Here is a 26,372-nt window from a genome sequence, read left to right as displayed (position 1 = left end):
GGCCACTGTATGTGCCCGGCGACCGTGCGGCGCCGGGATCGGCGCGCCCTCTACGCTCGATCCGTGACCGCCGAACCGCAGACCCGGGACCCACGCGTCCCCGGCTCCGGTCCACGGCCGCGGCTCCTCCGCGTGCTGCGCGGCAGCGCCGGCATCGCGGTCGCGATGGCCGTCACCAACGTCGGCACCTACGCGTTCCAGATGGTCGCGGCGCGGCTGCTCGGGCCGAGCCAGTACGGCGCGGTGGCCGGCCTGATGGCGCTGCTGATGGTGCTCTCGGTGCTGCAGCTCGGCCTCCAGGCGACGGCTGCGCGCCGGATCGCCGCCGCACCCGCGGACGTCGCCGCGATCGAGCAGACGGTGCTGACCACGACCTGGCGGGCGGCGCTGGTGCTGGGCGCGCTGGCCGTGGCCGCCTCGCCGCTGGTCTGGGAGGTGCTGCGCCTCGACGGCGTGGTCCCCGCCGTCCTGCTCGGCCTGTGCGTCGTGCCGGTCACGGTGATGGGCGGCCAGGCCGGCGTGCTCCAGGGCGAGCGCCGGTGGCTGCCGTTGAGCCTCGTCTACCTCGCGGTCGGCGTGCCGCGGGTCGTCATCGGTGGTGCCTGCCTGCTGGTGTCGGCCACCGCCACCAGCGCGATGCTCGGTGTCCTCGTCGCCTCCTGGCTCCCCGTCGTGGTCGGGTCGTGGGCGCTCCGCGGCCGCCGGAGCGACGCGATCGTCACCGCCCACGACCGCGAGGTCCGGCGCGACGTACGCCGTGAGACGGCCAGCAGCTCGCTCGCGCTCCTGGCGTTCGTGGCGCTGTCGAACCTCGACGTCGTCGTGGCCCGCAACGTCCTCGACGACCACCAGGCGGGTCTCTACGCCGGCGGCCTCATCGTGACCAAGGCCGTGCTCTTCCTGCCCCAGTTCGCGGTCGTCATCCTGTTCCCGTCGATGTCGACCGCCGGCGAGAGCCGGGCCGCGGTGCTGCGGGGTCTCGGGTTCCTCGGCGGGCTCGGCGCCGTGTCGGTCGCCGGGGCCTGGCTGCTGAGCGGCGTCGCGGTGGAGTTCGTCGGCGGCGCCGACTACGCCGAGGTCGAGGGCCGGCTGTGGCTGTTCGCCACCCTCGGCGCCCTGCTGGCGGTGCTGCAGCTGCTGGTCTACGCCGGCCTGGCCAAGCGGGGGCGGTGGACGAAGTACCTCGTGGCGGCCGGCGTCGTGGCCTTGGTGGTCGCGGGCGGCCTCGCCGACTCGCTCACCGGCCTCGTCGTGACCGTCGCGGTCGTCGACGCCTGCGTGGTCGGGCTGCTGCTCGCGCTCCAGGCGTTCCGGAGCCGCACGGGCACCGAGACCCTCGGCGGCTGACCGCTCTCACTGGTGGACGTTAGGCGCAGACAGGAGTAGGTCTCTTGTCTGCACCCCGGGTCTGCCGGGTCACTGCCGGGCTGACCGAGTCGCCCTTCGTGGACGACCTGGCTGAGAGTTGCAGGGCCCGGTGGCCCGGGACGTGCAGATCGGCCATAGGGCTTTGCGCCAAGGCTTGCCGGCCTGGAGCGCCTCAGTGAGCGACCGACCGTCACGTCCCGGACCGGAGTGCTGAATCCGTGGGCTAACGGAAGGAGAGCACTCACATGCAGGCTACGCCCACTTTCGCCGGGATCGACTGGTCTTGGCAGCACCACGCGCTGTGCATCGTCGACGACACCGGGCAGCGCATCGAAGAGGCCACCGTGCCGCACTCGCGGCCGGGGCTGGCGAAAATCACCACCCTGTTGCGACGACACGGTGTCGCGCAGGTGGGGATCGAACGTGGCGACGGTCCGGTGGTCGAGCACCTGATCCGCGACGGGTTCGAGGTCGTGGTGATCTCAGCCCGGCAGGTGAAGTCGCTGCGGGCCCGCTACGGCACTGCGGGCAACAAGGACGACCGGTTCGATGCGTTCGTCCTCGCCGACGCGCTGCGCACCGACGCCGGCCGATGGGCGGTCGTTCGACCCGACTCTGCCGAGACGATCGCGTTGCGGATGCTGGTCCGTGCCCGCCAAGACCTGGTCGGGCACCGCATCGCGGTTCACAACCAGCTGCTGGCGGTGCTGCAGCACAACTTCCCCGGCGCGATCGGCCTGTTCAGCCAGCTCGACATCCCGATCAGCCTCGCCTTCCTGCGCCGATTTCCCTCTGAAGCGAAGGCCGCGTGGCTGACCGCCGGAGGTGGTGAACTGCGAATGGCGCACTGGCTCAAGGCCAACAGCTACTGCGGGCGCCACACCCCACGCCAGCTGGTCGACCACCTCGGCAAGGCCGCTGAAGGGCGCACCACCGGTGCTGCCGCCGAAGCGTCCGAGCTGATCGTCACGACCTTGGTCGAGGTCCTTATGGGCCTGCGCGCCAGTCAGGACGAGCTCGAGACCCGGATCCGCGAAGCGCTCCTCGCCCATCCCGACGGGCCGCTCTTCCAGTCCTTGCCCCGGGCCGGGGTCGTCCGCGCAGCAACCCTCCTGGCTGAGATCGGCGACTGCCGCGCACGATTCCCCGACGCCCAGTCCCTGGCCGCCGCCGCCGGCGTCGCACCCTCGACCCGCCAGTCCGGCAAGCACCGCAACGTCGCCTACCGCCGCGGCTGCAACAAGCAGCTACGAGCCGCGCTCATCGACTGGGCCCAGGACACCCCACGCGCCAACGCCTGGGCCCGCGACACCTACGACCGGGCCCGGGCTCGCGGCTGCCGCCACCCCCCACGCAGCAAGGATCCTCGCCCAAGGCTGGACCAGGATCCTGTGGCGCTGCTGGCAAGAACGCGTGCCCTACGACACCGACCGCCACGGCCGCCTCAACGACCTCCTCCAGGAGGCCGCTTGACATAGGGCTCTCAGTGCGCGGCGTCGTGCCAGCTGCGGCCGGTGCCGACGCTGACGTCGAGCGGCACCGCGAGGTCGGCGGCGCCGCCCATCCGCTCGCGCACGACCGCCTCGAGCGCGTCCTTCTCCCCCGGCGCGACCTCGAACACCAGCTCGTCGTGGACCTGCAGCAGCATCCGCGACCGCAGGCCCTGCTCCTCGATCGCCCGCTGCGTGTGCAGCATGGCGACCTTGATCAGGTCGGCCGCGGAGCCCTGGATCGGCGCGTTGAGGGCCATCCGCTCCGCCATCTCGCGGCGCATCCGGTTGTCGCTGGTGAGGTCAGGGAGGTAGCGGCGGCGGCCCATGATCGTCTCGGTGAACCCGGTGCGCCGGGCCTCGTCGACCACGCCGGAGAGGTAGTCGCGGATCCCGCCGAACGTCTCGAAGTACTCGTCCATCAGCGCCTTGGCCTCGCTCGTGTCGATGCCGAGCTGCTGGGAGAGGCCGAACGCCGACAGGCCGTAGGCCAGCCCGTAGTTCATCGCCTTGATCTTGGCCCGCATCTCCGGGGTGACCTCGTCGGCCGCCACGTCGAAGACCCGGGAGGCGGTGGTCGAGTGGAAGTCACGGCCCGAGCGGAACGCCTCGATGAGGAGCTCGTCCTCGGACAGGTGGGCCATGATCCGCATCTCGATCTGGCTGTAGTCGGCCGTCATCAGGGACTCGTAGCCGGGCCCGACGACGAATCCCTCCCGGATCCGGCGCCCCTCCTCGGTGCGGATCGGGATGTTCTGCAGGTTCGGCTCGGTGCTCGAGAGCCGTCCGGTCGCCGCGATCATCTGGTTGAACGTCGTGTGGATCCGCCCGTCGGGCTGCACGGTCTTGAGCAGGCCCTCGATCGTCTGCCGCAGGCGGCTCACGTCACGGTGGCGCAGCAGGTGCAGCAGGAACGGGTGCTCGGTCTTGGCGAACAGGCCCTGCAGCGCGTCGGCGTCGGTGGTGTAGCCGGTCTTGGTGCGCTTGGTCTTGGGCATGCCGAGCTCGTCGAACAGCACGACCTGCAGCTGCTTGGGCGAGCCGAGATTGATCTCCTTGCCTATCACGGCGTAGGCCTCGTCGGCAGCGGAGCGCACCTCGTCGGCGAAGTGCTCCTCCAGCGCGGTCAGGTGGTCGATGTCGACGGCGATGCCGGTCTGCTCCATCAGCGCCAGCAGCTGGACCAACGGCAGCTCGACGTCGGTCAGCAGCTGCACGCCTCCGGCCCGCTCGAGCTCGCCCTCGAGCGCCTCGCTGAGGTCGATCACCGCCCGGGCGTAGAGCATCGACGTCGAGCCGGCGTCGGTGCCGTCGTCGAAGAGCTCGCCCTGATCGCTGTCGCGCTCACCCTTCAGCTCGCGGCGCAGGTAGCGCAGGGTGAGGTCGGCGAGGTCGTAGGAGCGCTGGTCGGGACGGGCGAGGTAGGCGGTGAGCGCGGTGTCGCTGACCACCCCGAACAGCGGCCAGCCCTGCGCGGCGAGGGCCAGCGAGGGCCCCTTCGCGTCGTGGACCACCTTCGGCCGCCCGGGGTCGGCCAGCCAGGCCGCGAGCGCGGCGTCGTCGTCGGGCTCCAGCGACCCGACGTCGACGTACGCCGCCCGACCGCTCGCGTCGGCGAACGCGAGGCCGTCGACCGACCCGGTGCCGGCCGCCCAGGACCCGCGGACGTGGAGCCCGACCGGCTGGTCGCCGAGCCCCTCGAGGAACCCGGCGACCTCGCCGGGCGCGAGCGTGCGGCCCTCGAGCTCGAACCCGCCCTCCTCGATCGGCTCCTCCCCCGCCAGCGTCTCGATCGTGCGGGTGCGCAGCTCGCCCCGGAACTCCAGCTCGTCGAAGAGGGTCAGCGCCGCCTGCCGGTCCCACGGCTGCAGCGCCAGCTCGGCAGGGCGCACACCGAGGTCGAGGTCGGTGACGAGGGCGTTGAGCCGGCGGTTGCGGATCACGTCGCCGAGGTGGGCCCGCAGGGCCTCCCCTTCTTGCCGGTGATCTCGTCGGCACGGGCGATCACGTTGTCGAGCCCGTCGTACTGGTTGAGCCACTTGGCCGCGAAGCCGGCGCCGACGCCCGGCACGCCCGGCAGGTTGTCGGAGGTCTCGCCGACGATCGCCGCGAGCTCGGGGTAGCGCTGCGGCGGGACGCCGTACTTGTCCTCGACCGCAGCCGGCGTCATCCGGGCCAGGTCGGACACCCCGCGCATCGGGTAGAGCACCGTGGAGCGGTCGGTGACCAGCTGCAGCGAGTCGCGGTCGCCGGTGAGGATCAGCACCTCCATGTCAGAGGTCTCGTCGGCGAGGGCCTGCGTGACGAGGGTGGCGATGATGTCGTCGGCCTCGTAGCCCTCGGCCTTGAGGAACGGGATCGAGAACGTGTCGAGCACCCGCTCGATCAGCGGCAGCTGGCTGCTGAACTCGCCGGGCGTCTTGTTGCGCTTGGCCTTGTACTCGGCGTACTCCGCCGTGCGGAACGTGGTGCGCGACACGTCGAACGCGACAGCGGCGTGCGTCGGCTGCTCGTCGCGGAGCACGTTGACGAGCATCGAGGTGAACCCGTAGACGGCATTGGTGTTCTGGCCGGTCGCCGTCGAGAAGTTCTCCACCGGCAGCGCGAAGAACGCACGGTAGGCCAGCGAGTGGCCGTCGAGGAGGAGCAGGCGGGGACGCTGGTTGGGCTCGGGCACGACCCGACCCTATCGACCGGCGCCGACACCGCGGCCCGGCCGCCGGGCCACTAGCGTGGGCGTCATGACGCACGGCAACGAGGTGGTCGAGCAGATGCTCGCGGACATGGGCGCGCTCGGCGCCAAGATGGGCATCGAGATCGTCGAGGCGACCCCCGAGCGGGTGGTGGGGACGATGCCGGTGGAGGGCAACACGCAGCCCTACGGCCTGCTCCACGGTGGGGCGTCGGTGGTGCTGGCGGAGACCCTGGGCTCGGTCGCCGCGGCGCTGCACGCCGGCCCGGGCCGGTACCCGGTCGGCCTCGACATCAACGCCACCCACCACCGCGCGGTCACCGGCGGCGTCGTGACCGGCGTCGCGACGGCGGCACACCGCGGACGCACCACCGCCAGCTTCGAGATCGTGCTCACCGACGACCAGGGCCGCCGGGTGTGCACGTCGCGGATCACCTGCGCCCTGCTGGAGCGCGACCCCGCGAAGTAGCGGGCGGCTACTCCGGGAGCGGCAGCTCCTCCTGGCCCGCCCGTGCCCGCCGCTGGGTGCGGCGCACCGCCAGGACCCGCGGCACCGACCGGGTGCCGACGTGGGGCCGGGGCGGCGACAGCCGGCTCCGGACCAGGCTCACCGGCGCGAGCCGGTACGTCGCGGCGGGGGCGAGGCCGAGCCGGGCCATGAACCGGTTGGCGTCGCGGGCGGTGCTGGGCACCGTGGCGTTGAGGTGGAGCACCCCGTTCTCCTCCGCGAAGGAGGCCGCCGCGTCCATCAGCGCCCGTCCGACGCCGTGGCGGCGGTACTCCGGGAGCACGCGCGGCTGGATGGACTGCACGCACGACTCGAGGTTGATCGGCGAGAGCGTGGTGAGCCGCAGGAAGACGGCTCCCGCGACGGCGCCGCCGTACTCCACGACGACGAGGCGCTGCTCGGGCGACGCGGCCGCGGCCTTGATGACCAGCTCGAGGTCGGCGACCTGCTCGGCGCGGTCGACGCGGCGGAGCACGTCGCTCCACAGCTCGGCCAGGACCGGTGCGTCCTCACGCACCGCCGCCCTCGGCGTCAACGAGACCCTGCTCATGCTCCGACCAACCCCCTCTCAGGTCGCGGGTCAGACTACGCTCACCGCGGCGACGGCGACAGGCCCAGTCTCCCTGTCCTGTGCCGTCCCCTCCCTGCCGAACTCCCCCACCGACACCGACGAGGAGCGCGCCTTGGTCCCGGGCACCGGCACCGTCGTCAACATCGCCACCGTGCTGGTCGGCTCCGTGGTCGGCCGCGTCGCCGGGAACCGGCTGCCGCAGCGCACCCGCGAGCTGGTGACCGACGGCCTCGGGCTGGTGACGCTCCTCATCGCCGGCACCTCCGCTATGGCAGTGCTCGACCCGTCGTTCTCCGACGCCGTCGGCGACAGCGCGCCGATGCTGATCGTGCTGGGCGCCGTGCTGGTCGGCGGCATCACCGGGTCGCTGCTCCGCCTCGAGGACCGGGTGGAGCGGCTCGGCGGCTGGCTGCAGGCGAGGCTGGCCGGCGAGGCGACCGGCGAGGAGCGGCGCCGGTTCGTCGAGGGCTACGTCGTCGCGTCGCTGATCTTCTGCACCGGCCCGCTCACCATCCTCGGCTCGCTCGAGGACGGGCTGGGCAACGGCGCCGAGCAGCTCTACCTCAAGTCCGCGCTCGACGGGTTCGCGGCCGTCGCCTTCGCCGCCGCGTTCGGGTGGGGCGTGGCCGCGAGCGTGCTGACGATCGCCGTCGTCCAGGGCGGGCTCACGCTGGTCGGCGTCGGGCTGGGCGACGTGCTCCCCGACGCCCACCTCGCGTCGATCACCGCGACCGGCGGCCTGCTGCTCGTCGGCGTCGCGCTGCGGCTGATGAACGTCAAGCAGGTCGCGGTCGCCGACCTGCTGCCCGCGCTTGCCGTGGCGCCGGTGCTGACGGCGTTCGTGGCCGCCTGGTCCTGACGTAACGGTTTGGTCAAAACCGTGACGCATCCCACGCGGCAGGCGGATGTCGGCCTACGGTGTCCCTGCTGCACCCGGTCCTCACGCTCCGGGAGCGGCCCCCAGTGCACGCCGATGCACTCGAACAGAAAGGTTCGCAGAGTGATTCGATCCAACAACCGCCCCTGGTTCAGGCTTCTGGCCGGTGGCGCCGTGCTGGGCCTCGCGCTCACGGCGTGCGGCTCCGAGGACGACGGCGGGGACGGCGGTGGCGGTGGCGGCGACAACAACGCCGACTCCCCCAGCTCCGACGCCGCGGCATCGCTGACCAACGACGAGTGCGCCGCCAACGCGACCTCTGCCGACGCGTTCGTTGCCGGCGGCATCCTTCCGCTGACCGGGACGCTGGCCTACCTCGGCCCGCCGGAGATCGCCGGTGTCGGTCTCGCCGTCTCCGACATCAACGCGGCCGGCGGCGTCAACGGTGCGGACGCCTGCCACAAGATCCTCGACTCCGGCGACGCCAACGACCTCTCGGTCGCCCGGCGCAGCGCCCGGCAGCTCGCCGGTGAGGACCCGTCGGTCGTCGTCGGCGCCGCGTCGTCCAGCGTGTCGCTCGGCTTCGTCGACACCCTCACCGAGGCGAAGATCACCCAGATCTCGCCGGCCAACACCGCCGCCGAGCTCACCGGCTACAGCGACTTCTACTTCCGCACGGCGCCCGAGGACAGCGTCCAGGGCAGCGCGCTCGGCTCGCTGATCGCCCAGGACGGCCACCAGCGGCTCGCGTTCCTGGTGTTCAACGACGCCTACGGCACGGGCCTGCGCGACTTCGTGCAGGAGTCCTACGAGGCCGCGGGCGGCCAGGTCGTCTACGGCGGCAAGGGCGACGGGCAGGAGTTCCCGCCGGGACAGACGACGTTCTCCGCCGAGGTGACCTCGGCGCTCAACGCCAACCCGGACGCGATCGTCATCCTCGCCTTCGACGAGACCGCGGGCATCGTCCCCGAGCTCGCCGCGCAGGGCTTCGACGTGGCCAACGTCTACATGTCCGACGGCAACACCTCCGACTGGGGCGAGGAGTTCGACCCGGGCACGCTCGAGGGCGCCAAGGGCACCATCCCCGGTGCCGACGCCTCCGACGACTTCAAGACCCAGGTCAGCTCGTGGCACGAGCAGTTCGAGGGCGAGGCCCTGAGCGACTTCTCCTACGCCGCCGAGTCCTACGACGCCACCATCCTCGCGGCCCTCGCCGCGGCCAAGGGCGGCGCCAACGACTCCCAGACGGTGCAGCAGAACGTGCTCGCCGTCTCCGGCGCCACCGAGGGCCAGGAGTGCACCTCGTACGCCGAGTGCCTCGAGCTGATCGAGGCCGGCGAGGAGATCCGTTACACGGGTCCCTCCGGCATCGGCCCGCTCAACGAGAACCACGACCCCAGCTCCGCGTTCATCGGCATCTACCAGTTCAACGCCGACAACGCCCCCGAGCTGGTCGACTCCGTCGAGGGAGTCAGCGGGGAGTGACCTCCAGCTGAACCGTCGGTGCCCCGGGCCGGGTGGTCCGGGGCACCGGTGTTTTTCGGGATTGGCGGGGCTGGGGTGGGCTGCGGGACGCCGGGCGGGCGGGGCGCCGAGCGGCCGGTCGCGACGTGAGGTTTCCCCGGTCGACCGGGGAAACCTCAACTTGTCGGGCAAAGCAATGCCGGACAAGTGGAGGGATTGCCCGTCACGTCGCAGGGATTGCCCGTCAGGTCACAGACCGATCCTGCCGCGGCGAGCGGGCGGACGATCGGTCACGGGACCCGGCCCAGGAGGCCGACCTCGGCCGGGCCGCGCGCGCCGGGCCGCGGGGCGCGGGGCGCGACGTGAGGTTTCCCCGGTCGACCGGGGAAACCTCAACTTGTCGGGCAAAGCAATGCCGGACAAGTGGAGGGATTGCCCGTCACGTCGCAGGGATTGCCCGTCAGGTCACAGACGGATGCCGCCGCGGTGAGCGGGCGGACGATCGGTCACGGGACCCGGCCCAGGAGGCCGACCTGGGCCGGGCCTCCGCCGCACGCCGCGGCACCGCACGCCAGCGGACGTACGCCGGGCCGCCGCACGCCAGCCGCCCTACGCCGGCCGACGCGCGCCGAGCCGACGTACGCCGTGCCCGAGCGCCCTCAGGCGCCCTTCTTCCCGTCGACGTCCTGGGCGAGCGTGCCGAGGTAGAGCTGGATGACCTTGGGGTCGTTGGCGAGCTCGCGGCCGGTGCCGGTGTAGGCGTCGCGGCCCTGGTCGAGGACGTAGCCGCGGTCGCAGATCTGGAGGCAGCGGCGGGCGTTCTGCTCGACCATGACGACGCTGACGCCGGCGAGCTTGTTGATGCGGCGCACGCGGATGAACGTCTCGTCCTGCCGCACCGGCGAGAGGCCGGCGGAGGGCTCGTCGAGCAGGAGCACCGACGGGTCCATCATCAGGGCGCGGGCCATCGCCAGCGACTGCCGCTCGCCACCGGACAGGGCGCCGGCGCGCTGGGTGCGCCGGTCGCGGAGCACGGGGAACACCTCGTACATCCGGTCCAGCTGCTCGGAGAGCTTGCGCGGACGGAGGAAGAGCCCCATCCGGAGGTTCTCCTCGATCGACAGCGTCGGGAAGACGTTGTTGGTCTGCGGGACGAAGCCGACGCCGAGCTCGACCAGCCGGTTGGCGCGCATGTTGGTGATCTCGCGGTCGCGGAGCGTCACGGTGCCGGAGTGCACACGCACGAGGCCGAACATCGCCTTGAGCAGCGTGGACTTCCCGGCGCCGTTGGGGCCGATGATCCCGACGATCTCGCCGGTGCGGGCCACGAGGCTGCAGCCGTTGAGGATGTTGACGCCCGGGAGGTAGCCCGCGACGACGTCCTTGGCCTCGATCACCACGGACTGCTCGGGGGTGCTGGTCATGCCCGGCTCTCGCTCTCCTGGTCAGCCTCCGCCTCGATCGCGGCGAAGTTCTCGTCCTCCAGCAGCGAGTCGTCGCCGAGGTCGGTGTCGTGGTGGGCTCCGAGGTAGGCGTCGATCACCGCCTCCTGCGACATCACGCTCTCCGCGGTGCCCTCGGCGACGACCTTGCCCTCCGCCATGACGACCACCCAGTCGGAGATGTGGCGTACGACGTGCATGTCGTGCTCGACGAACAGCACGGTCATGCCGTCGTCGCGCAGCGACTCGATGTGGCCGAGCAGCGACTGCGTGAGCGCGGGGTTCACGCCCGCCATCGGCTCGTCCAGCATGATCATCGTCGGGTCGGTCATCAGTGCCCGCGCCATCTCGAGCAGCTTGCGCTGGCCGCCGGACAGGCTGCCGGCGAAGTCGTCCCGCTTCTCGAGCAGCTTGAACCGCTCGAGCAGCGACAGCGCCTTGTCGCGGATCTCCCGCTCCTGGCTCGCCCAGGTGGGCTTGAGCCAGCTGGTGAGCAGCCGCTCGCCGGTCTGCCCGGGCGCGCCGAGCAGCATGTTGTCGAGCACCGTCATCCGGTTCAGCGCCTTGGTGAGCTGGAAGGTGCGCACCATGCCGGCGCGGGCGACCCGCGACGCCGACGTACGGCTCAGCGAGCGACCGTCGAAGGTCCACGACGCGGCCCGGCCCGAGCTCGGCCGGTCGAAGCCGGTGACGAGGTTGAAGAACGTCGTCTTGCCGGCACCGTTGGGCCCGATCAGCGCGGTGATGATGCCGCGCTGGACCTCCAGGTGGCCGACGTCGACGGCGGTGATGCCGCCGAACCGGCGGACGATGTTGTCGACGCTGAGGATGGGGTCGGGCTTGGCGACCCCGGGCTCGGGCGCGACGCCGGACATCAGCGCGACGCGCGCGGCCTTGTCGGCGAGGTTCGGCGAACCGGTCGCGGTCTCAGACATTGAAGCGCAGCTCCCTCTTGTCACCCAGGACGCCTTGTGGCCGGAAGATCACCAGCAGCATCAGCGACACGCCGATCACGATCCAGCCGAACTGGCCCGCCTGCTGGGTGTTGAGCACCGAATCCGGCACCGTGTTGTCGGCGATGCCGGTCACCAGGATCCGCACGACGAAGAACAGGATCGCGCCGAGCACGGGCCCGAACACGGTGGCCGCACCACCGAGGAGCAGCGCCGTCCAGATGTAGAACGTCAGCGTGCGTCCCATCGAGTCCGGCACCAGCGAGGCGGGGAGGATGTAGAGCATGCCGGCGAGGGCTCCGAACATGCCGCCCAGCACCAGCGCCTGCATCTTGATGGCGAAGACGTTCTTGCCGAGGCTGCGGATCGCGTCCTCGTCCTCGCGGACGCCGCGCAGCAGGCGGCCCCACGGGCTGCGCACCAGCAGGAAGACCACGAGCGCGCAGAGGAGCACGATGCACCACGCGACGAGCCGGACCCACCAGCTGTTGGCGCCGGTCTGGATGTAGTCGAGGCTGCCGATGCTGAAGTCGCCGGTGCCGAGGAACGACAGGTCGTTGATCGGTCCGCGGAACTCTTGACCCTCGATGCCCTGCGGTCCCCCCGTGCGCTCGGAGACCACGGCCGGCGACCCGGCCCGGCCGACGTAGCGCACGATCTCGGCGGCGGAGATCGTGACGATCGCCAGGTAGTCGCCGCGCAGCTTCAGCGTCGGTACGCCGAGCACGACCGCGAACAGGCCGGAGGCGGCGAACCCGATGAGGATCGCGAAGACCAGCGGCACGCCCTCGGAGATGGAGATCGCGAAGCCGTAGGCGCCGAGCAGCATGAAGCCGGCCTGGCCGAAGTTGAGCAGGCCGGTGTAGCCGAAGTGGATGTTGAGGCCGATCACCGCGACCGCGACGGCAGCGGTCTGCGGGTCGACGGCCGCGTCGAGCATGCTGAAGCCGACCTCGGTCGGCCACCCGGCGTCGACGCCGAGGAAGGCGAGCACCATCGCCAGCACGATGAGGGCTCCGACGGCCCAGGCGACGTACGTCGCGGCCTGACGCACCCGGTCGCTGACCAGCGGCCGCCCGACGTCGCCACCCGCTGCGGCGGTGACGGCGGCGCTGGTGTCGCTCATGTCGGTCGCCGTGTCGACGACGGTGGCGTCCTCGGCCTCGTCCTGGACCGGCTGCGTGTGCTTGTTGTCGTCCACCATCTCTTCGTTCCTCCTAGCCGACCCGCTCGGCCCGGCCGAGCAGTCCCTGGGGCCGGACCAGCAGCAGCAGGATCAGGAGCACCAGCGCCGTGGCGTACTTGTAGTCGTTGGGCATCCCGAACACCGGCGAGACCTCCACGACGTAGCCGATGATCATCGCGCCGATGAGCGCGCCGAAGGCCGTGCCGAGACCTCCCAGCGTCACCGCGGCGAAGAGCAGCAGGAGGATCTGCATGCCCGAGTCCCACTTCACGCCGTTGGTGACCAGCGCGTAGAGGACGCCGGCGAGGCCGGCGAGCGCCGCCGCGACGGTCCACACGAGGCGGATCACCCGGTCGACGTCGATGCCGGAGGCGGCCGCCAGCGCGGGGTTGTCGGCGACGGCCCGCGTCGCCTGCCCGATCCGGGTGCGCACGAGGGCGAAGCCGACGGCGATCAGCAGCACGACGGCGATGATCATCGCGATCACCGACTGCCAGGTGATGCCGATCGAGCCGATCTGGAGGCTCTCCGGGATGCCGGTGGTGATGCGGATCGTCTCGGTGTCGACCAGCTGGAAGACGTACTGCAGGGCAAGGGAGAGCCCGATCGTCACGATCATCAGCTGGATGAGGCCGAGGCCGCGGCGGCGTAGTGGTTGCCAGAGCGCCCGGTCCTGGAACCAGCCGAACGCACCGGCGAGGACCGCCACCAGCGCGACCGCCGGCCAGAGCGGGAGGCCGAACGTGTTGACCAGCAGGTAGCCGAGGAAGCCGCCGAGGGTGAGCAGCTCCGCGTGAGCGAAGTTGGAGAGGCCGGTCGTGCCGTAGATCAGCGAGAGACCGATCGAGGCGAGGGCGAGGAGCAGGCCGAGGCGGATGCCGTTGACCGAGCTCTGCAGGAAGTAATCGAGGTCGCTGCCCTCGGCCTCGAAGCCCTCGGCGCGGATGCCGAGGATCACCGGCTGGCCGCTGGCGAGGCCGCCGAGCTGGCCGTTGACGAACACCGAGTTGCCAGGCCCCTTGAGGAGCTTGTTCTCCGACGGCAGCGCGTCGACGCCGTCGGGCAGCGAGTCCTCCACGATCTCGACCTGGAACCGGCCCTGCTCGCTGAACGCGAAGCTCCAGACGCCGTTGTCGTCGGTGGTCACGGTGGTCGGCTCGACGCCGGGCAGCGGCTGCCCCTGCTGGTCGACCGGGGTGACCAGCACCTCGACGTCCGCGAGTCTCTCCTCACCGGTGTCGAGGGTGCCGGTGAGGCAGCCCTGCTCCGCACTGGCCCGGCACGCCTCGGTCTCGGCAGCAGCAGGACCTCCGACGAGGACCACGGTCCCGAGAAGTGCTGCTGCCACCAGTAGCCATCGCGCGACGGGGGCCTTGCCCGCCGTTCGTCGACCCTCGAACCTCACGCAGTCTCCTCCTCGCACCGCCGCTCACTGCGGCGAACGTGGAGGGAGTCTAGGGGCAGCGCACGTGACCTGGGCCACCCTGGGCCGCGATTCCCCGATCGACACCGAACGGTGACATGGCGTTACACAGGTGTGATCTACGGCGGCCGCTCGCGCCGGCCCGCCGGGCGGTCAGGACCCCGAACCGCCGGGCACGCCGTGGGTGACGACGCCCTCGGCGACCTGGCGCATCGACATCCGGAGGTCCATCGCGGTCTTCTGGATCCAGCGGAACGCGTCCGGCTCGGTCAGATCGAGCTGCTCCTGCAGCACGCTCTTCGCGCGCTCCACGGCCTTGCGCGTCTCCAGCCGGTCCTGCAGGTCCTCGACCTCCGCCTCCAGCTGCTTGATCTCGGCGAACCGGCTGATCGCCATCTCGATCGCCGGCACCAGGTCGGACTGGGAGAACGGCTTGACGAGGTAGGACATCGCGCCCGCCTCGCGGGCCCGCTCGACCAGGTCGCGCTGGGAGAACGCGGTCAGCATCACGACGGGCGCGATCCGGTGGCCGGCGATGCTCTCCGCGGCGGAGATCCCGTCGAGCACCGGCATCTTCACGTCGAGGATGACCAGGTCCGGCCGCAGCTCCTCGGCCAGCTCGATGGCCTTCTGCCCGTCGCCCGCCTGCCCGACGACGTCGTAGCCCTCCTCAGCCAGCATCTCGGCGAGGTCCATCCGGATCAGGGTCTCGTCCTCGGCGATGACGACGGTGCGCGGAGTGCTGGCTTCGGTCACGGAGCAAGGTTATCGGGCGCGGCACTCCCGTGGCGGCCCACTCCGCGCCCTTGGACGACGCCGCGTCACGCGCGCTCCGACCATCCGTTACCGTTTCGCTCGCTGCCCCGGTAGCCCAACGGCAGAGGCAATGTGCTCAAACCACATCCAGTGTGAGTTCGAATCTCACCCGGGGCACGGCGGCATCGCTGTTCGCGGACACCGGGGGACGTCATACGGGGCGAGGGCGATCGCCCACTCTCCGTATGACGTCCGCGGTCGGCGCGGGCTCGGCCCGAAGCGCTGAGCCGCCTCAGCGGGCGCGGCGGTAGGCCGGCGCGACCTCGTTGATGGCGTCGCCCATCCGGTGGATCCGCAGTGCGTTGGTGGAGCCGGGGATGCCCGGCGGGCTGCCGGCGACGATGACGACCAGGTCGCCCTCGACGACGCGACCGATGCGCAGCAGCTCCTCGTCGACCTGGCGGACCATCTCGTCGGTGTGCTCGACGGTGCTGGTCTTGAACGCCTCGACGCCCCAGGTCATGGCGAGCTGGGAGCGCACCCGTGCCTCGGGGGTGAACGCGAGCACGGGGATCCCGCTGCGCAGCCGGGCGAGGCGCCGGGCGGAGTCGCCGGACTGGGTGAACGCGACGACGTACTTGGCCCCGACCCGCTGGGCGACCTCCTCGGCCGCCTTGGTGATCACGCCGGCGCGCGTGTGGGGGTCCCACTCGATGCGGCCGAAGCCGGTGAAGGTCTCGTCGGTGAGCGCGTGCGCCTCGGTGGCGGCGACGATCCGCGCCATCGTCTCCACCGTGTGCACGGGGTGCTCCCCCACGCTGGTCTCGCCGGAGAGCATCACCGCGTCGGCGCCGTCGAGCACGGCGTTGGCCACGTCGCTGGCCTCGGCGCGGGTCGGCGCGGGGTTGGTGACCATCGACTCCAGCATCTGGGTGGCCACGATGACCGGCTTGGCGTTCTCGCGAGCGGCGACGACGACCCGCTTCTGCAGGAACGGCACCTCCTCGAGCGGGCACTCCACGCCCAGGTCGCCCCGCGCGACCATGAACCCGTCGAACGCCTGCACCACGTCGTCGAGGTTGTCGATCGCCTGCGGCTTCTCGATCTTGGCGATGACGGGGATGATGATGCCCTCCTCGCGCATCACCTTCCGCACGTCCTCGGCGTCGGCGGCGCTGCGCACGAAGCTCAGCGCGATGAAGTCGACGCCCAGCCGCAGCGCGAACCGCAGGTCCTCGGCGTCCTTCTCCGACAGCGCCGGCACCGAGACCGCCACCCCCGGCAGGTTGATGCCCTTGTTGTTGCTCACCGGGCCGCCGACGAGCACCTCGGTGGTGACGTCGGTGTCCTCGACCTCCACGACGCGGAGCTTGACCTTGCCGTCGTCGATCAGGATCGGGTCGCCGGGCGAGACGTCACCGGGAAGCCCCTTGTACGTCGTCCCGCAGACCTTCTCGTCGCCGAGCACGTCGCGGGTGGTGATCGTCCACTCCTGGCCACGCTCGAGCCGCACCGGCCCGTCGGCGAACCGCTCGAGCCGGATCTTCGGCCCCTGCAGGTCCGCGAAGATGCCGACCCCGCGGCCGCTGGCGTCCGACGCCTCGCGCACCAGCCGGTAGACATCGGCGTGGTCGGCATGGCTGCCGTGGCTCATGTTCAGCCGGGCGACGTCCATCCCGGCGTAGACGAGCTCACGGATCCGCCGCTCGGAACTGGTCGCGGGGCCCAGCGTGCACACGATCTTGGCTCTTCGCACGACCCCAACCCTAGTGGGCATGTGATCGATCCAAACCGTCTGGACCGGGGTACTGGACAGTAGGTCCGGCACCCCGGTCCGGCGTCAGACGGCCAGCGGCCGGGCGGTCGGCGGGATCGGGGCCGGCAGCGTCGTGGAGCCGGTGAGGAACCGGTCGACCGCGGCCGCGGCCGCCCGCCCCTCGGCGATCGCCCACACGATGAGCGACTGCCCTCGGCCGGCGTCGCCGGCGACGAACACCCCCGGGACGGTCGACATGTAGTCGCCGTCGCGGACGACGTTGCCGCGCCCGTCGAGGTCGACGCCGAGCTGCTCGACCAGCCCCTCCTTCTCGGGGCCGAGGAATCCCATCGCGAAGAGCACCAGGTCGGCCGCGATCTCCCGCTCGGTCCCCTCGATCTCGACCAGCCGGCCGTCCTCGAAGGTGACGTCGACCAGGCGCAGCGCCTTCACGTTGCCGTGCTCGTCGCCGACGAACTCCTTCGTCGACACCGAGTAGACCCGATCCCCCCGCCTCCTCGTGCGCGGAGGAGACCCGGAACACCATCGGGTACGTCGGCCACGGCTGGCTGCCGGGCCGGTCGGCCGGCGGCTCCGGCATGATCTCCAGCTGGGTGACCGACGCGGCGCCCTGTCGGGTGGACGTGCCGAGGCAGTCGGCGCCGGTGTCACCGCCGCCGATGATGACGACGTGCTTGCCGTCGGCGCGGATCTGGTCGGGCACCTCCTCGCCGAGCGCGACCCGGTTGGCCTGCGGCAGGAACTCCATCGCCTGGTGGATGCCGCGCAGCTCGCGGCCCGGCACCGCCAGGTCACGGGGGCACGGTCGAGCCGACGGCGAGCACGACGGCGTCGTAGCGGTCGCGGAGCGCGGCGCCGGTGAGGTCCCCCGTGCCGACCTCGACCCCGGAGCGGAAGACCGTGCCCTCCCGCTTCATCTGCTCGAGGCGCCGGTCGAGGTGCTGCTTCTCCATCTTGAACTCGGGGATGCCGTAGCGGAGCAGCCCGCCGGGCTTGTCGGCGCGCTCGTAGACGGCGACCGTGTGGCCGGCCCGGGTCAGCTGCTGGGCGGCGGCCAGGCCCGCGGGGCCCGAGCCGACGACGGCGACCGTCCGGCCCGAGAGCCACTCCGGCGGCTGCGGCGTCACGAACCCGGAGTCCCACGCCTTGTCGATGATCGAGACCTCGACGTTCTTGATCGTCACCGCCGGCTGGTTGATGCCGAGCACGCACGCGGTCTCGCACGGCGCCGGGCAGAGCCGGCCCGTGAACTCCGGGAAGTTGTTGGTCGCGTGCAGCCGCTCGATGGCGCCCCTGCCAGTCGTCGCGCCAGACCAGGTCGTTCCACTCGGGGATGATGTTGCCGAGGGGGCACCCCTGGTGGCAGAACGGGATGCCGCAGTCCATGCACCGCCCGGCCTGCTCGGTGATGATCGGCAGCAGCGCCCGGCCGGCACCGCCGGGATAGACCTCGTTCCAATCGCGCACGCGCTCCTCGACCGGCCGCCGCTCGGCGACCTGCCGGCCGTGCTTCAGGAATCCCTTCGGGTCAGCCATGGAGCACCTCCATAATCCGGTTCGCCGTCGCGTCCTCGTCGAGGCCGTCGGCCTCTGCCTTCGCCCTCACCTCGAGGACGATCCGGTAGTCACGCGGCATCACCTCGGTGAACCGCTCGAGCGCGGCCTCCCAGTCGGCGAGCAGCGCCTCTGCGACCTTCGAGCCGGTCTCCTCGTGGTGCCGGCGCACCATGTCGTGCAGCTCGTCGCGGTGCGCCTCGGCGACCGGGCCGAGCTCGACCAGCTCGCCGTTGACGCGCTGCTCCTTCAGGTCCAGCACCCAGGCGATGCCGCCCGACATGCCCGCCGCGAAGTTGCGGCCGGTCGGCCCCAGGACGGCGACCCGGCCGCCGGTCATGTATTCGCAGCCGTGGTCGCCCACGCCCTCGGTCACGACCCGCGCCCCGGAGTTGCGCACGCAGCACCGCTCCCCCACGCCGCCGCGGATGTAGATCTCGCCCGAGGTGGCGCCGTAGGCGATCGTGTTGCCCGCGATGATGTGCTCGTCGGCCTTGAACGGCGCCGAGCGGTCGGGCCGGATCACCAGCCGGCCGCCGGAGAGCCCCTTGCCGACGTAGTCGTTGGCGTCGCCCTCCAGCCGCAGCGTCACCCCGCGCGGCACGAACGCCCCGAACGACTGGCCGGCCGAGCCGGTGAACGTCAGGTCGATGGTGCCGTCGGGCAGGCCGTCGCCGCCGTACCGCTTGGTCACCTCGTGCCCGAGGATCGTGCCGACGGTGCGGTTGACGTTGCGGATCCGCAGCTGGGCGCGCACGGGCTCGCCGCGCTCGAGCGCGGGCTCCGCCAGCGGGACCAGCTCGGTGACGTCGAGCGACCGCTCCAGCCCGTGGTCCTGGACCTTGGTGCGCCGCACGTCCTGGTCGGGGAAGTGCGTCTCGGCGACCTCGACCTGGTGCAGGATCGGCGCCAGGTCGAGCCCGGAGGCCTTCCAGTGGTCGATCGCGCCGACGGTGTCGAGCGACTCGACCCGGCCGACGGCCTCGTCGATCGAGCGGAAGCCGAGCGCGGCCAGCAGCTCGCGCACCTCCTGGGCGATGAACTCGAAGAAGTTCACGACGAACTCGGGCTTGCCGCTGAACCGGGACCGCAGCACCGGGTTCTGGGTCGCGACGCCGACCGGACAGGTGTCGAGGTGGCACACCCGCATCAGGATGCAGCCCGAGACCACCAGCGGCGCGGTGGCGAAGCCGAACTCCTCGGCGCCGAGCAGCGCGGCGACCACGACGTCGCGGCCGGTCTTGAGCTGGCCGTCGGTCTGCACGACGATCCGGTCGCGCAGGCCGTTGAGGAGCAGCGTCTGCTGGGTCTCGGCGAGACCTAGCTCCCAGGGCCCGCCGGCGTGCTTGAGCGACGTCAGGGGGCGACGCGCCGGTGCCGCCGTCGTGGCCGGAGATTAGCACGACGTCGGCGTGCGCCTTGGAGACGCCGGCGGCGACCGTCCCGACACCGACCTCCGACACGAGCTTCACGTGCACCCGTGCCGCCGGGTTGGCGTTCTTGAGGTCGTGGATCAGCTGCGCCAGGTCCTCGATGGAGTAGATGTCGTGGTGCGGCGGCGGGCTGATCAGGCCCACACCCGGCGTCGAGTGCCGGGTGCGCGCCACCCAGGGGTAGACCTTGTTGCCGGGCAGCTGGCCGCCCTCGCCGGGCTTCGCGCCCTGCGCCATCTTGATCTGGATGTCGTCGGCGTTGGTGAGGTACTCCGACGTCACACCGAACCGGCCCGACGCGACCTGCTTGATCGAGCTGCGCCGCTCGGGGTCGTAGAGCCGATCGGGGTCCTCGCCGCCCTCACCGGTGTTGGACTTCGCGCCCAGCCGGTTCATCGCGATCGCGAGGGTCTCGTGCGCCTCCTTGCTGATCGAGCCGTAGGACATGGCGCCGGTGGAGAACCGCTTGACGATCTCCGACACCGGCTCGACCTCGTCGACCGGCACCGGGGCGCGACCGAGGTCGGCCGGGTCCTTGAACTTGAAGAGCCCGCGCAGCGTCATCAGCCGCTCCGCCTGCTCGTCCACGGCCTGCGTGTACTGCTTGAAGATGTCGTAGCGGCCGGTCCGGGTGGAGTGCTGCAGCCGGAACACGGTCTCGGGGTCGAACAGGTGCGGCTCGCCCTCCCGGCGCCACTGGTACTCGCCGCCCACCGGCAGCGCCCGGTGGGCCGGCGCGATGCCGTCCTTGGGGTACGCCGTGGCGTGCCGGCGGGCGACCTCCTCGGCGATCGCGTCGAGCTCGACGCCGCCCAGCTTGGAGGTCGTTCCGGTGAAGTACTTGTCGACGACGGACTGGGAGAGACCGATGCACTCGAAGATCTGGGCGCCGGTGTAGGACGCCACGGTGCTGACGCCGATCTTCGACATCACCTTCAGCACGCCCTTGCCGAGCGCCTTCACCAAGTTGGCGACCGCCTGCTCGGGCTCGACTTTGACGAAGAAGCCCTGCCGGGCGAGGTCCTCGACCGACTCCATCGCGAGGTAGGGGTTGACCGCGGCGGCGCCGTAGCCCACGAGCAGCGCGACGTGGTGCACCTCGCGGACGTCGCCGGCCTCGACGAGGAGACCGACCTGGGTGCGGGTCTTCTCGCGCACCAGGTGGTGGTGCACGGCGCCGGTGAGCAGGAGCGACGGGATCGGCGCCTTCTCCTGGGTGGAGTGGCGGTCGGAGAGCACGATGACCCGCGCGCCCTTGGCGATCGCGTCGGAGACCTCCTGGCAGATCTCGTCGATCCGCTGCGCCATCGCGGCGCCGCCGCCCTCGACCGGGTAGAGGCCGCGGGGAGACGTGGGTGGCGAAGCCGGGCATGTCGCCGTCGCGGTTGATGTGGCGGATCTTGGCCAGGTCGTCGTTGGAGATCACCGGGAACGGCAGCACGACCTGGCGGCACGACGCCGGCGTCGGCTGCAGCAGGTTGGCCTCCGGGCCGATGGTGCCGTTGAGGGAGGTCACCAGCTCCTCGCGGATCGCGTCGAGCGGCGGGTTGGTGACCTGGGCGAAGAGCTGGCTGAAGTAGTCGAACAGCAGCCGCGGCTTCTCGCTGAGCGCCGCGATCGGCGTGTCGGTGCCCATCGAGCCGATCGGCTCACCGCCGGTGTTGGCCATCGGCGTGAGGATGACCCGCAGCTCCTCCTCGGTGTAGCCGAAGACCTGCTGCCGGCGCGTGACCGAGGCGTGGGTGTGCACGATGTGCTCGCGCTCGGGGATGTCGTCGAGGTGGACCAGGCCGGCGTGGAGCCACTCGCCGTACGGCTGCTCGGCGGCGAGCTCGTCCTTGATCTCCTCGTCCTCGATGATCCGGTGCTCGTCGGTGTCGACGAGGAACATCCGGCCGGGCTGGAGGCGCCCCTTGCGCACCACCGTGGCCGGGTCGATGTCGAGCACGCCCACCTCGGAGGCGAGGACGACGAGGCCGTCGTCGGTGACCCAGAACCGCGACGGACGGAGGCCGTTGCGGTCGAGCACGGCGCCGATCTGGGTGCCGTCGGTGAAGACGACGCACGCGGGACCGTCCCACGGCTCCATCAGCGTGGAGTGGAATCGGTAGAAGTCGCGGCGCTTCTCGTCCATCTCGGCGTGGTTCTCCCACGCCTCCGGGATCATCATCAGCACCGAGTGCGGGAGGCTGCGGCCGCCCATGTGGAGCAGCTCGAGCACCTCGTCGAACGACGCGGAGTCGGACGCCCCGGGCGTGCAGACCGGGTAGAGCCGCTCGAGGTCGCCGGGGATGAGGTCGCTGTCGAGCAGCGCCTCGCGGGCCCGCATCCAGTTGCGGTTGCCCATCACGGTGTTGATCTCGCCGTTGTGGGCGATGAACCGGAACGGGTGGGCCAGCGGCCAGCTGGGGAACGTGTTGGTCGAGAAGCGCGAGTGCACCACGGCCAGCGCCGACGCGATCCGCTCGTCGACGAGGTCGGGGAAGAACTTGTCGAGCTGGTCGGTCGTCAGCATGCCCTTGTAGACCAGGGTGCGCGACGACAGCGACGGGAAGTAGACCTCGGCCTCGCTCTCCGCCCGCTTGCGCAGGCAGAACGCGCGCCGCTCCAGCGCCATGCCGGTGAGCCGCTGGCCCGAGGCCTGGACGAACACCTGGCTGAACGTCGGCATCACGCTCAGCGCCATCGTGCCGAGGACGTCGGGGTCGACGGGCACGTCGCGCCACCCGATGACCGAGAGACCCTCCTCGGCCGCGATCTCCTCGATCCGGCTGCGGGTCTTGGCGACCTGCTCCTCGTCGCCCGGGAGGAACGCCGTGCCGACGGCGTAGCACCACTGCTCGGGCAGCTCGAAGCCCGCCTCGCGGGTGACCTCGCGCAGGAAGGCGTCGGGAACCTGCATCAGGATGCCCGCACCGTCACCGGAGTTGGGCTCCGCCCCGGCCGCACCCCGGTGGTCCAGGTTGCGGAGGGCGGTCAGGGCCTTCGCCACGATGTCGTGGCTGGCCTCGCCGGTCAGGGTCGCCACGAAGGCGACGCCACAGGCGTCGTGCTCGTGACTCGGGTCGTACAGACCCTGCGGCGGCGGGAACGCGTGCGAGTACGGCACCAGAGTTCTCCCGTCGGCTTCGTCTGCCGGCCGACGCACCGAGGCGGCGGCGAAAAGCAGAAGGTGGGGCGCTAGGGACGGCGTTGGCCCACGCGGCGGAGGGCACACGTTACCACCGCGTGACAGGGCGTGAACACGCCTCAGTCGTCGGTGGACGCGCTCGCGTCCTCGCGCTCCTCCTCCGACTCGCCGTCCGGGGCCGCGCCGTCGCGGTGGACGCTCTCCTCGCGGCCCGGGTGGCGCCGGCTCGACCAGACGAAGTACGCCGCGGCGGCCGCGAACAGGACGATCGAGGTCCAGACGTTGAACCGCAGCCCCAGCACGTCGTCGTACTGGACGTCGTCGATGCGCAACGCCTCGATCCAGCCCCGACCCGCGGTGTAGGCCATGACGTAGAGAGCCATCACCCGCCCGTGGCCGATGCGGAACCGGCGGTCGAGCCAGATGATCAGCGCGAAGGCGGCGAGGTTCCAGATGCACTCGTAGAGGAACGTCGGGTGGAACGTCGCGACGCAGCCCTCGAGGCCGGGGTCGGCGCTGCACTGACCGAGCGTGGGCAGCGCGTTGCCGGCTGCCTCCTGCTGGGCCTCGTAGGCGCTGCTGAAGTGCTCGCGGTCGATCTCGAGCCCCCACGGGAGGTCGGTCGGACGGCCGTAGAGCTCCTGGTTGAACCAGTTGCCCCACCGGCCGATCGCCTGCGCGACGAGCAGCCCCGGCGCGAGCGCGTCGAGCACCGGGGGAACCGGAGGCCCTTGGCCCGGCAGCCGAGGTAGGCGCCGAGCGCGCCGAGGGCGATGCCGCCCCAGATGCCGAGACCGCCGCGCCAGACGTAGAGGGCGGTGACCGGGTTGTTGCCCTCACCGAAGTAGCGGCCCCAGTCGGTCGCGACGTGGTAGATCCGGGCGCCGACGATGCCGAACGGCACCGCCCAGATGGCGATGTCCTGCACGTCGCCGGGCCGGCCGCCGCGCGCCACCCACCGGCGCTCGCCGATCCAGATGGCGGCGACGATGCCGAGGATGATGCAGAGGGCGTAGCCGCGGAGGGGCACCGGGCCGATCTCCCACACCCCCTGCTCCGGGCTCGGGATGGCGGCGGCGAGCAGGTCTGGGAGCACCGGTCAGTCCTCGTCTAGCAGCGTCTGGATGTCGTCGGCGAGCTCGACGGCGGAGGTCTCCCTGGTTCCAGACCACCACGGCCTCGTCGTCCTCGTCGATGCCGAGGACGAACGTCGAGTGCCCGCCGAGATCGTAGCCACCGCTGGGCAGCTTCTGGCCGTCGTTGACGTAGAGATGGAGGGGGTCGCCGGCGGCGACGATGTCGTCGAGGTCGCCGGTGAGGCCGATGAAGCTCTCGTCGTAGCCGTCGAGGTACTCCCGCACCACCGTCTCGTCGTCGCGCTCGGGGTCGGTGGTCACGAACACCATGTCCACCTGGTCGCGCTCGTCGTCGTCGAGGCGCTGCAGGCCCGCGGCGATGTTGTTCATCACCAGCGGGCAGATGTCGGGGCAGTTGGTGTAGCCGAAGAAGACCAGGGTCAGCGGCTTGTCGGTGTCGGCGGCGATCGAGAACGACTCGCCGCCGGTGTCGGTGAGCGCGATCGTCGGCGCCTGGTAGGGGCGGTCGAGCCGGGTGCCGGTGAACTCGGCGGGCTCGTCGCCGCCGCAGGCCGTGAGGAGGAGCACGGCGCCCAGGGCGGCCGCGAGGAGGCGACGTCGGGGGTCAGCCACGTACGCCGCCCGCGAGGTCCTCGGTGAGGGCGGCGAGCGCGCGGAGGCCGGCGGCCTCGTCGCCCGGGTGGTCGAGAAGGGCGCGCACGAACGCCGATCCGACGATCACGCCGTCGGCGTACGCCGCCACCTCGGCGGCCTGCGCGCCGTTGCTCACGCCGAGGCCGACGCCCACCGGCAGGTCGGTCACGGCCTTCGTGCGCGCGACGAGCGGGCCGGCGAGGTCGCTGGTCGACTCCCGCGCACCGGTGACGCCCATGACCGCCGTCGCGTAAACGAAGCCGCGGCACGCCGCCGTCGTCATCGCGATCCGCTCGTCGGTCGACGAGGGGGCGACGAGGAACACCTTGTCGAGGTCGCGCGCGTCGGCGGCGGCGATCCACTCCGGCGCGAAGTCCGGCGTCAGGTCGGGGGTGATCAGCCCGGCGCCGCCGGCGTCGTGGAGGTCCTGGGCGAACCGGTCGACGCCACTGCGCCCACGGCTACGACCGCTTCCGCGTCCGTAGCTCTCGACCGGGTTCCAGTAGGTCATCACCAGCGTGGGCGTGCCGGTCGCGGCGACCGCCTCGACCGTGCGCAGCACGTCGGTGGTCCGCACGCCCGACTCGAGCGCCTGCTGGGCGGCCGCCTGGATGGTCGGGCCGTCCATCACCGGGTCGCTGTAGGGCAGGCCGACCTCGATCACGTCGCACCCGGCCTCGACCATGGTGCGCATGGCGGCGATGCCGCCCTCGACGGTGGGGAACCCGGCCGGGAGGTAGCCGACCAGCGCCGCCCGGCCGTCGGCCCGCGCCTTCTCGAACGCGACGCTGACGCTGGTGCTCACGCCTCCTCACCCTCCTCCGAGACCGGCGACGGGCCGGCCGTGCCGAGACCGAACCAGTCGAGCGCCGTGCCCATGTCCTTGTCGCCGCGGCCGCTGAGGTTGACGAGGATCGTCTCCCCCGGCCGTTCCGCGGCCACCTTCAGCGCGCCCGCGACGGCGTGCGCGGACTCGATCGCCGGGATGATCCCCTCGGTGCGCGCCAGCAGCGCCATCGCGTCCATCGCCTCGGCGTCGGTCACCGGGAGGTACGTCGCCCGGCCGGTCTCGGCGAGGCCGGCGTGCTGCGGCCCGACACCCGGGTAGTCGAGGCCGGCGGAGATCGAGTGCGACTCGACGGTCTGGCCGTCGTCGTCCTGCAGCACGAACGTGCGGGCGCCGTGGAGCACCCCGATGCTGCCGGCGAAGATCGTGGCGGCGTGGCGACCGGTCTCGACGCCGTCGCCCCCCGCCTCGAAGCCGTAGATCGCGACCTCGGGGTCGTCGAGGAAGCCCGCGAACAGGCCGATCGCGTTGGAGCCGCCGCCCACGCAGGCGGCGATGGCGTCGGGCAGCCGGCCGGTGAGGTCGAGGCACTGGCGGCGCGCCTCGTCGCCGATGCCGCGGACGAAGCTCAGCACCAGGCTGGGGGAACGGGTGCGGCCCGGCCGCCGTCCCGAAGAGGTACGCCGTCCGGTCGACGCTCGCGACCCAGTCGCGGAGAGCCTCGTTGATGGCGTCCTTGAGCGTGCGGCTGCCGCTCGTCACCGGGACCACCTCGGCGCCGAGCAGCTGCATGCGGGCGACGTTGAGCGCCTGCCGCTCGGTGTCGACCTCCCCCATGTAGACCGTGCAGTCGAGCCCGAGGTAGGCGGCCGCGGTCGCCGACGCGACGCCGTGCTGGCCGGCCCCGGTCTCGGCGATCACCCTCGTCTTGCCCATCCGCTTGGTGAGCAGCGCCTGGCCGAGCACGTTGCGGATCTTGTGGGCGCCGGTGTGGTTGAGGTCCTCGCGCTTGAGCAGGATCCGCGCGCCCGCGCGCTCGGAGAGGCGGTGCGCGTCGTAGAGCATGCTCGGCACGCCGGCGTAGTTCTGCAGCAGCTGGTCGAGCTCGCGGAGGAACGCCGGGTCGGCCATCGCCTCCTGCCACGCGGTGTCGAGCTCGTCGAGCGCGGCGATCAGCGCCTCGGGCATGAACCGGCCGCCGAAGTGGCCGGCGTACCAGCCGTGCTGGTCG

General features: G+C 71.5%; 13 protein-coding genes, 1 tRNA gene and 6 pseudogenes. 6 read left to right on the top strand and 14 right to left on the bottom strand.

What is annotated here, in order from left to right:
- Positions 1 to 63: 63 nt before the first annotated feature.
- Both MF408_RS19780 and MF408_RS19775 read left to right on the top strand, forming a co-directional pair.
- On the top strand, positions 64 to 1,347 hold the full coding sequence (locus MF408_RS19780; RefSeq protein WP_240249087.1) for an oligosaccharide flippase family protein: 1,284 nt from the start codon (positions 64 to 66) through the stop codon (positions 1,345 to 1,347).
- 266 nt (positions 1,348 to 1,613) lie between these two features.
- The gene (locus tag MF408_RS19775) at positions 1,614 to 2,846 is read left to right on the top strand and encodes an IS110 family transposase (protein WP_240249086.1); all 1,233 of its coding nucleotides are present in this window, start codon (positions 1,614 to 1,616) and stop codon (positions 2,844 to 2,846) included.
- A gap of 5 nt (positions 2,847 to 2,851) precedes the next feature.
- On the opposite strand, the pseudogene polA reads toward MF408_RS19775, so the two are convergent.
- Positions 2,852 to 5,535 (bottom strand): annotated as a pseudogene (polA, locus tag MF408_RS19770) (DNA polymerase I).
- Between the two features lie 64 nt (positions 5,536 to 5,599).
- Here polA and MF408_RS19765 point away from each other — a divergent pair.
- Positions 5,600 to 6,019 carry a hotdog fold thioesterase gene (locus tag MF408_RS19765; protein WP_240249085.1) on the top strand — a complete coding sequence of 140 codons (420 nt, stop codon included), beginning with the start codon at positions 5,600 to 5,602 and terminating at the stop codon, positions 6,017 to 6,019.
- A 7-nt stretch (positions 6,020 to 6,026) separates the two neighbouring features.
- Here the strand turns inward: MF408_RS19765 and MF408_RS19760 are convergent, their stop codons facing one another.
- Positions 6,027 to 6,608, bottom strand: coding sequence for a GNAT family N-acetyltransferase (locus tag MF408_RS19760; protein ID WP_240249084.1), 582 nt, complete (start codon positions 6,606 to 6,608; stop codon positions 6,027 to 6,029).
- 133 nt (positions 6,609 to 6,741) lie between these two features.
- Between MF408_RS19760 and MF408_RS19755 the strand changes: the two genes are divergently transcribed.
- Positions 6,742 to 7,488: a DUF554 domain-containing protein gene (locus tag MF408_RS19755; RefSeq protein WP_240249083.1), complete on the top strand. Its 747-nt coding sequence runs from the start codon at positions 6,742 to 6,744 to the stop codon at positions 7,486 to 7,488.
- A gap of 141 nt (positions 7,489 to 7,629) precedes the next feature.
- A complete protein-coding gene (locus tag MF408_RS19750) occupies positions 7,630 to 8,991 on the top strand; it encodes an ABC transporter substrate-binding protein (protein ID WP_240249082.1) in 1,362 nt (453 codons plus the stop codon).
- 638 nt (positions 8,992 to 9,629) lie between these two features.
- On the opposite strand, the gene MF408_RS19745 is transcribed toward MF408_RS19750, so the two are convergent.
- The 5 genes from MF408_RS19745 to MF408_RS19725 form a co-directional block, all read right to left on the bottom strand.
- Positions 9,630 to 10,394 (bottom strand): ABC transporter ATP-binding protein, encoded by a 765-nt coding sequence (locus MF408_RS19745; protein ID WP_240249081.1) that lies wholly within the window; start codon positions 10,392 to 10,394, stop codon positions 9,630 to 9,632.
- A complete protein-coding gene (locus tag MF408_RS19740) occupies positions 10,391 to 11,347 on the bottom strand; it encodes an ABC transporter ATP-binding protein (RefSeq protein ID WP_240249080.1) in 957 nt (318 codons plus the stop codon). The genes MF408_RS19745 and MF408_RS19740 overlap by 4 nt, the downstream gene beginning before the upstream one ends.
- The gene (locus MF408_RS19735) at positions 11,340 to 12,569 is read right to left on the bottom strand and encodes a branched-chain amino acid ABC transporter permease (RefSeq protein ID WP_240249079.1); all 1,230 of its coding nucleotides are present in this window, start codon (positions 12,567 to 12,569) and stop codon (positions 11,340 to 11,342) included. The genes MF408_RS19740 and MF408_RS19735 overlap by 8 nt, the downstream gene beginning before the upstream one ends.
- 13 nt (positions 12,570 to 12,582) lie before the next feature.
- The gene (locus MF408_RS19730) at positions 12,583 to 13,956 is read right to left on the bottom strand and encodes a branched-chain amino acid ABC transporter permease (RefSeq protein ID WP_240249078.1); all 1,374 of its coding nucleotides are present in this window, start codon (positions 13,954 to 13,956) and stop codon (positions 12,583 to 12,585) included.
- A gap of 171 nt (positions 13,957 to 14,127) precedes the next feature.
- Positions 14,128 to 14,730, bottom strand: a complete 603-nt coding sequence (locus MF408_RS19725; protein ID WP_275693238.1) for a response regulator — start codon at positions 14,728 to 14,730, stop codon at positions 14,128 to 14,130.
- A 104-nt stretch (positions 14,731 to 14,834) separates the two neighbouring features.
- On the opposite strand from MF408_RS19725, the gene MF408_RS19720 reads away from it, so the two are divergent.
- Positions 14,835 to 14,907, top strand: a tRNA-Leu gene (locus MF408_RS19720).
- Between the two features lie 115 nt (positions 14,908 to 15,022).
- On the opposite strand, the gene pyk is transcribed toward MF408_RS19720, so the two are convergent.
- The 7 genes and pseudogenes from pyk to trpB all read right to left on the bottom strand — a co-directional run bounded on the left by pyk (position 15,023) and on the right by trpB (position 26,329).
- Complete coding sequence (gene pyk, locus MF408_RS19715; protein ID WP_240249077.1) at positions 15,023 to 16,486, bottom strand: pyruvate kinase; 1,464 nt, start codon at positions 16,484 to 16,486, stop codon at positions 15,023 to 15,025.
- Positions 16,487 to 16,570: 84 nt separating this feature from the next.
- Positions 16,571 to 18,043 (bottom strand): annotated as a pseudogene (locus tag MF408_RS19710) (glutamate synthase subunit beta).
- A pseudogene (gene gltB / locus MF408_RS19705) lies at positions 18,036 to 22,603 on the bottom strand (glutamate synthase large subunit). Before gltB ends, MF408_RS19710 begins: the two co-directional pseudogenes overlap by 8 nt.
- Before the next feature lie 140 nt (positions 22,604 to 22,743).
- A pseudogene (gene lgt, locus MF408_RS19700) lies at positions 22,744 to 23,654 on the bottom strand (prolipoprotein diacylglyceryl transferase).
- 214 nt (positions 23,655 to 23,868) lie between these two features.
- Positions 23,869 to 24,288, bottom strand: a pseudogene (locus MF408_RS19695) (SCO family protein); the annotation flags it as partial.
- Positions 24,289 to 24,325: 37 nt separating this feature from the next.
- Positions 24,326 to 25,159 (bottom strand): tryptophan synthase subunit alpha, encoded by an 834-nt coding sequence (gene trpA, locus MF408_RS19690; RefSeq protein WP_240249076.1) that lies wholly within the window; start codon positions 25,157 to 25,159, stop codon positions 24,326 to 24,328.
- Positions 25,156 to 26,329: pseudogene (trpB, locus tag MF408_RS19685) on the bottom strand (tryptophan synthase subunit beta). Before trpB ends, trpA begins: the two are co-directional and overlap by 4 nt.
- Positions 26,330 to 26,372 lie beyond the last annotated feature (43 nt).

This window comes from Nocardioides sp. TF02-7, assembly GCF_022437945.1.
In the GTDB taxonomy this organism is placed as follows: domain Bacteria; phylum Actinomycetota; class Actinomycetes; order Propionibacteriales; family Nocardioidaceae; genus Nocardioides.
This window is presented reverse-complemented; position numbering and strand designations above follow the sequence as displayed.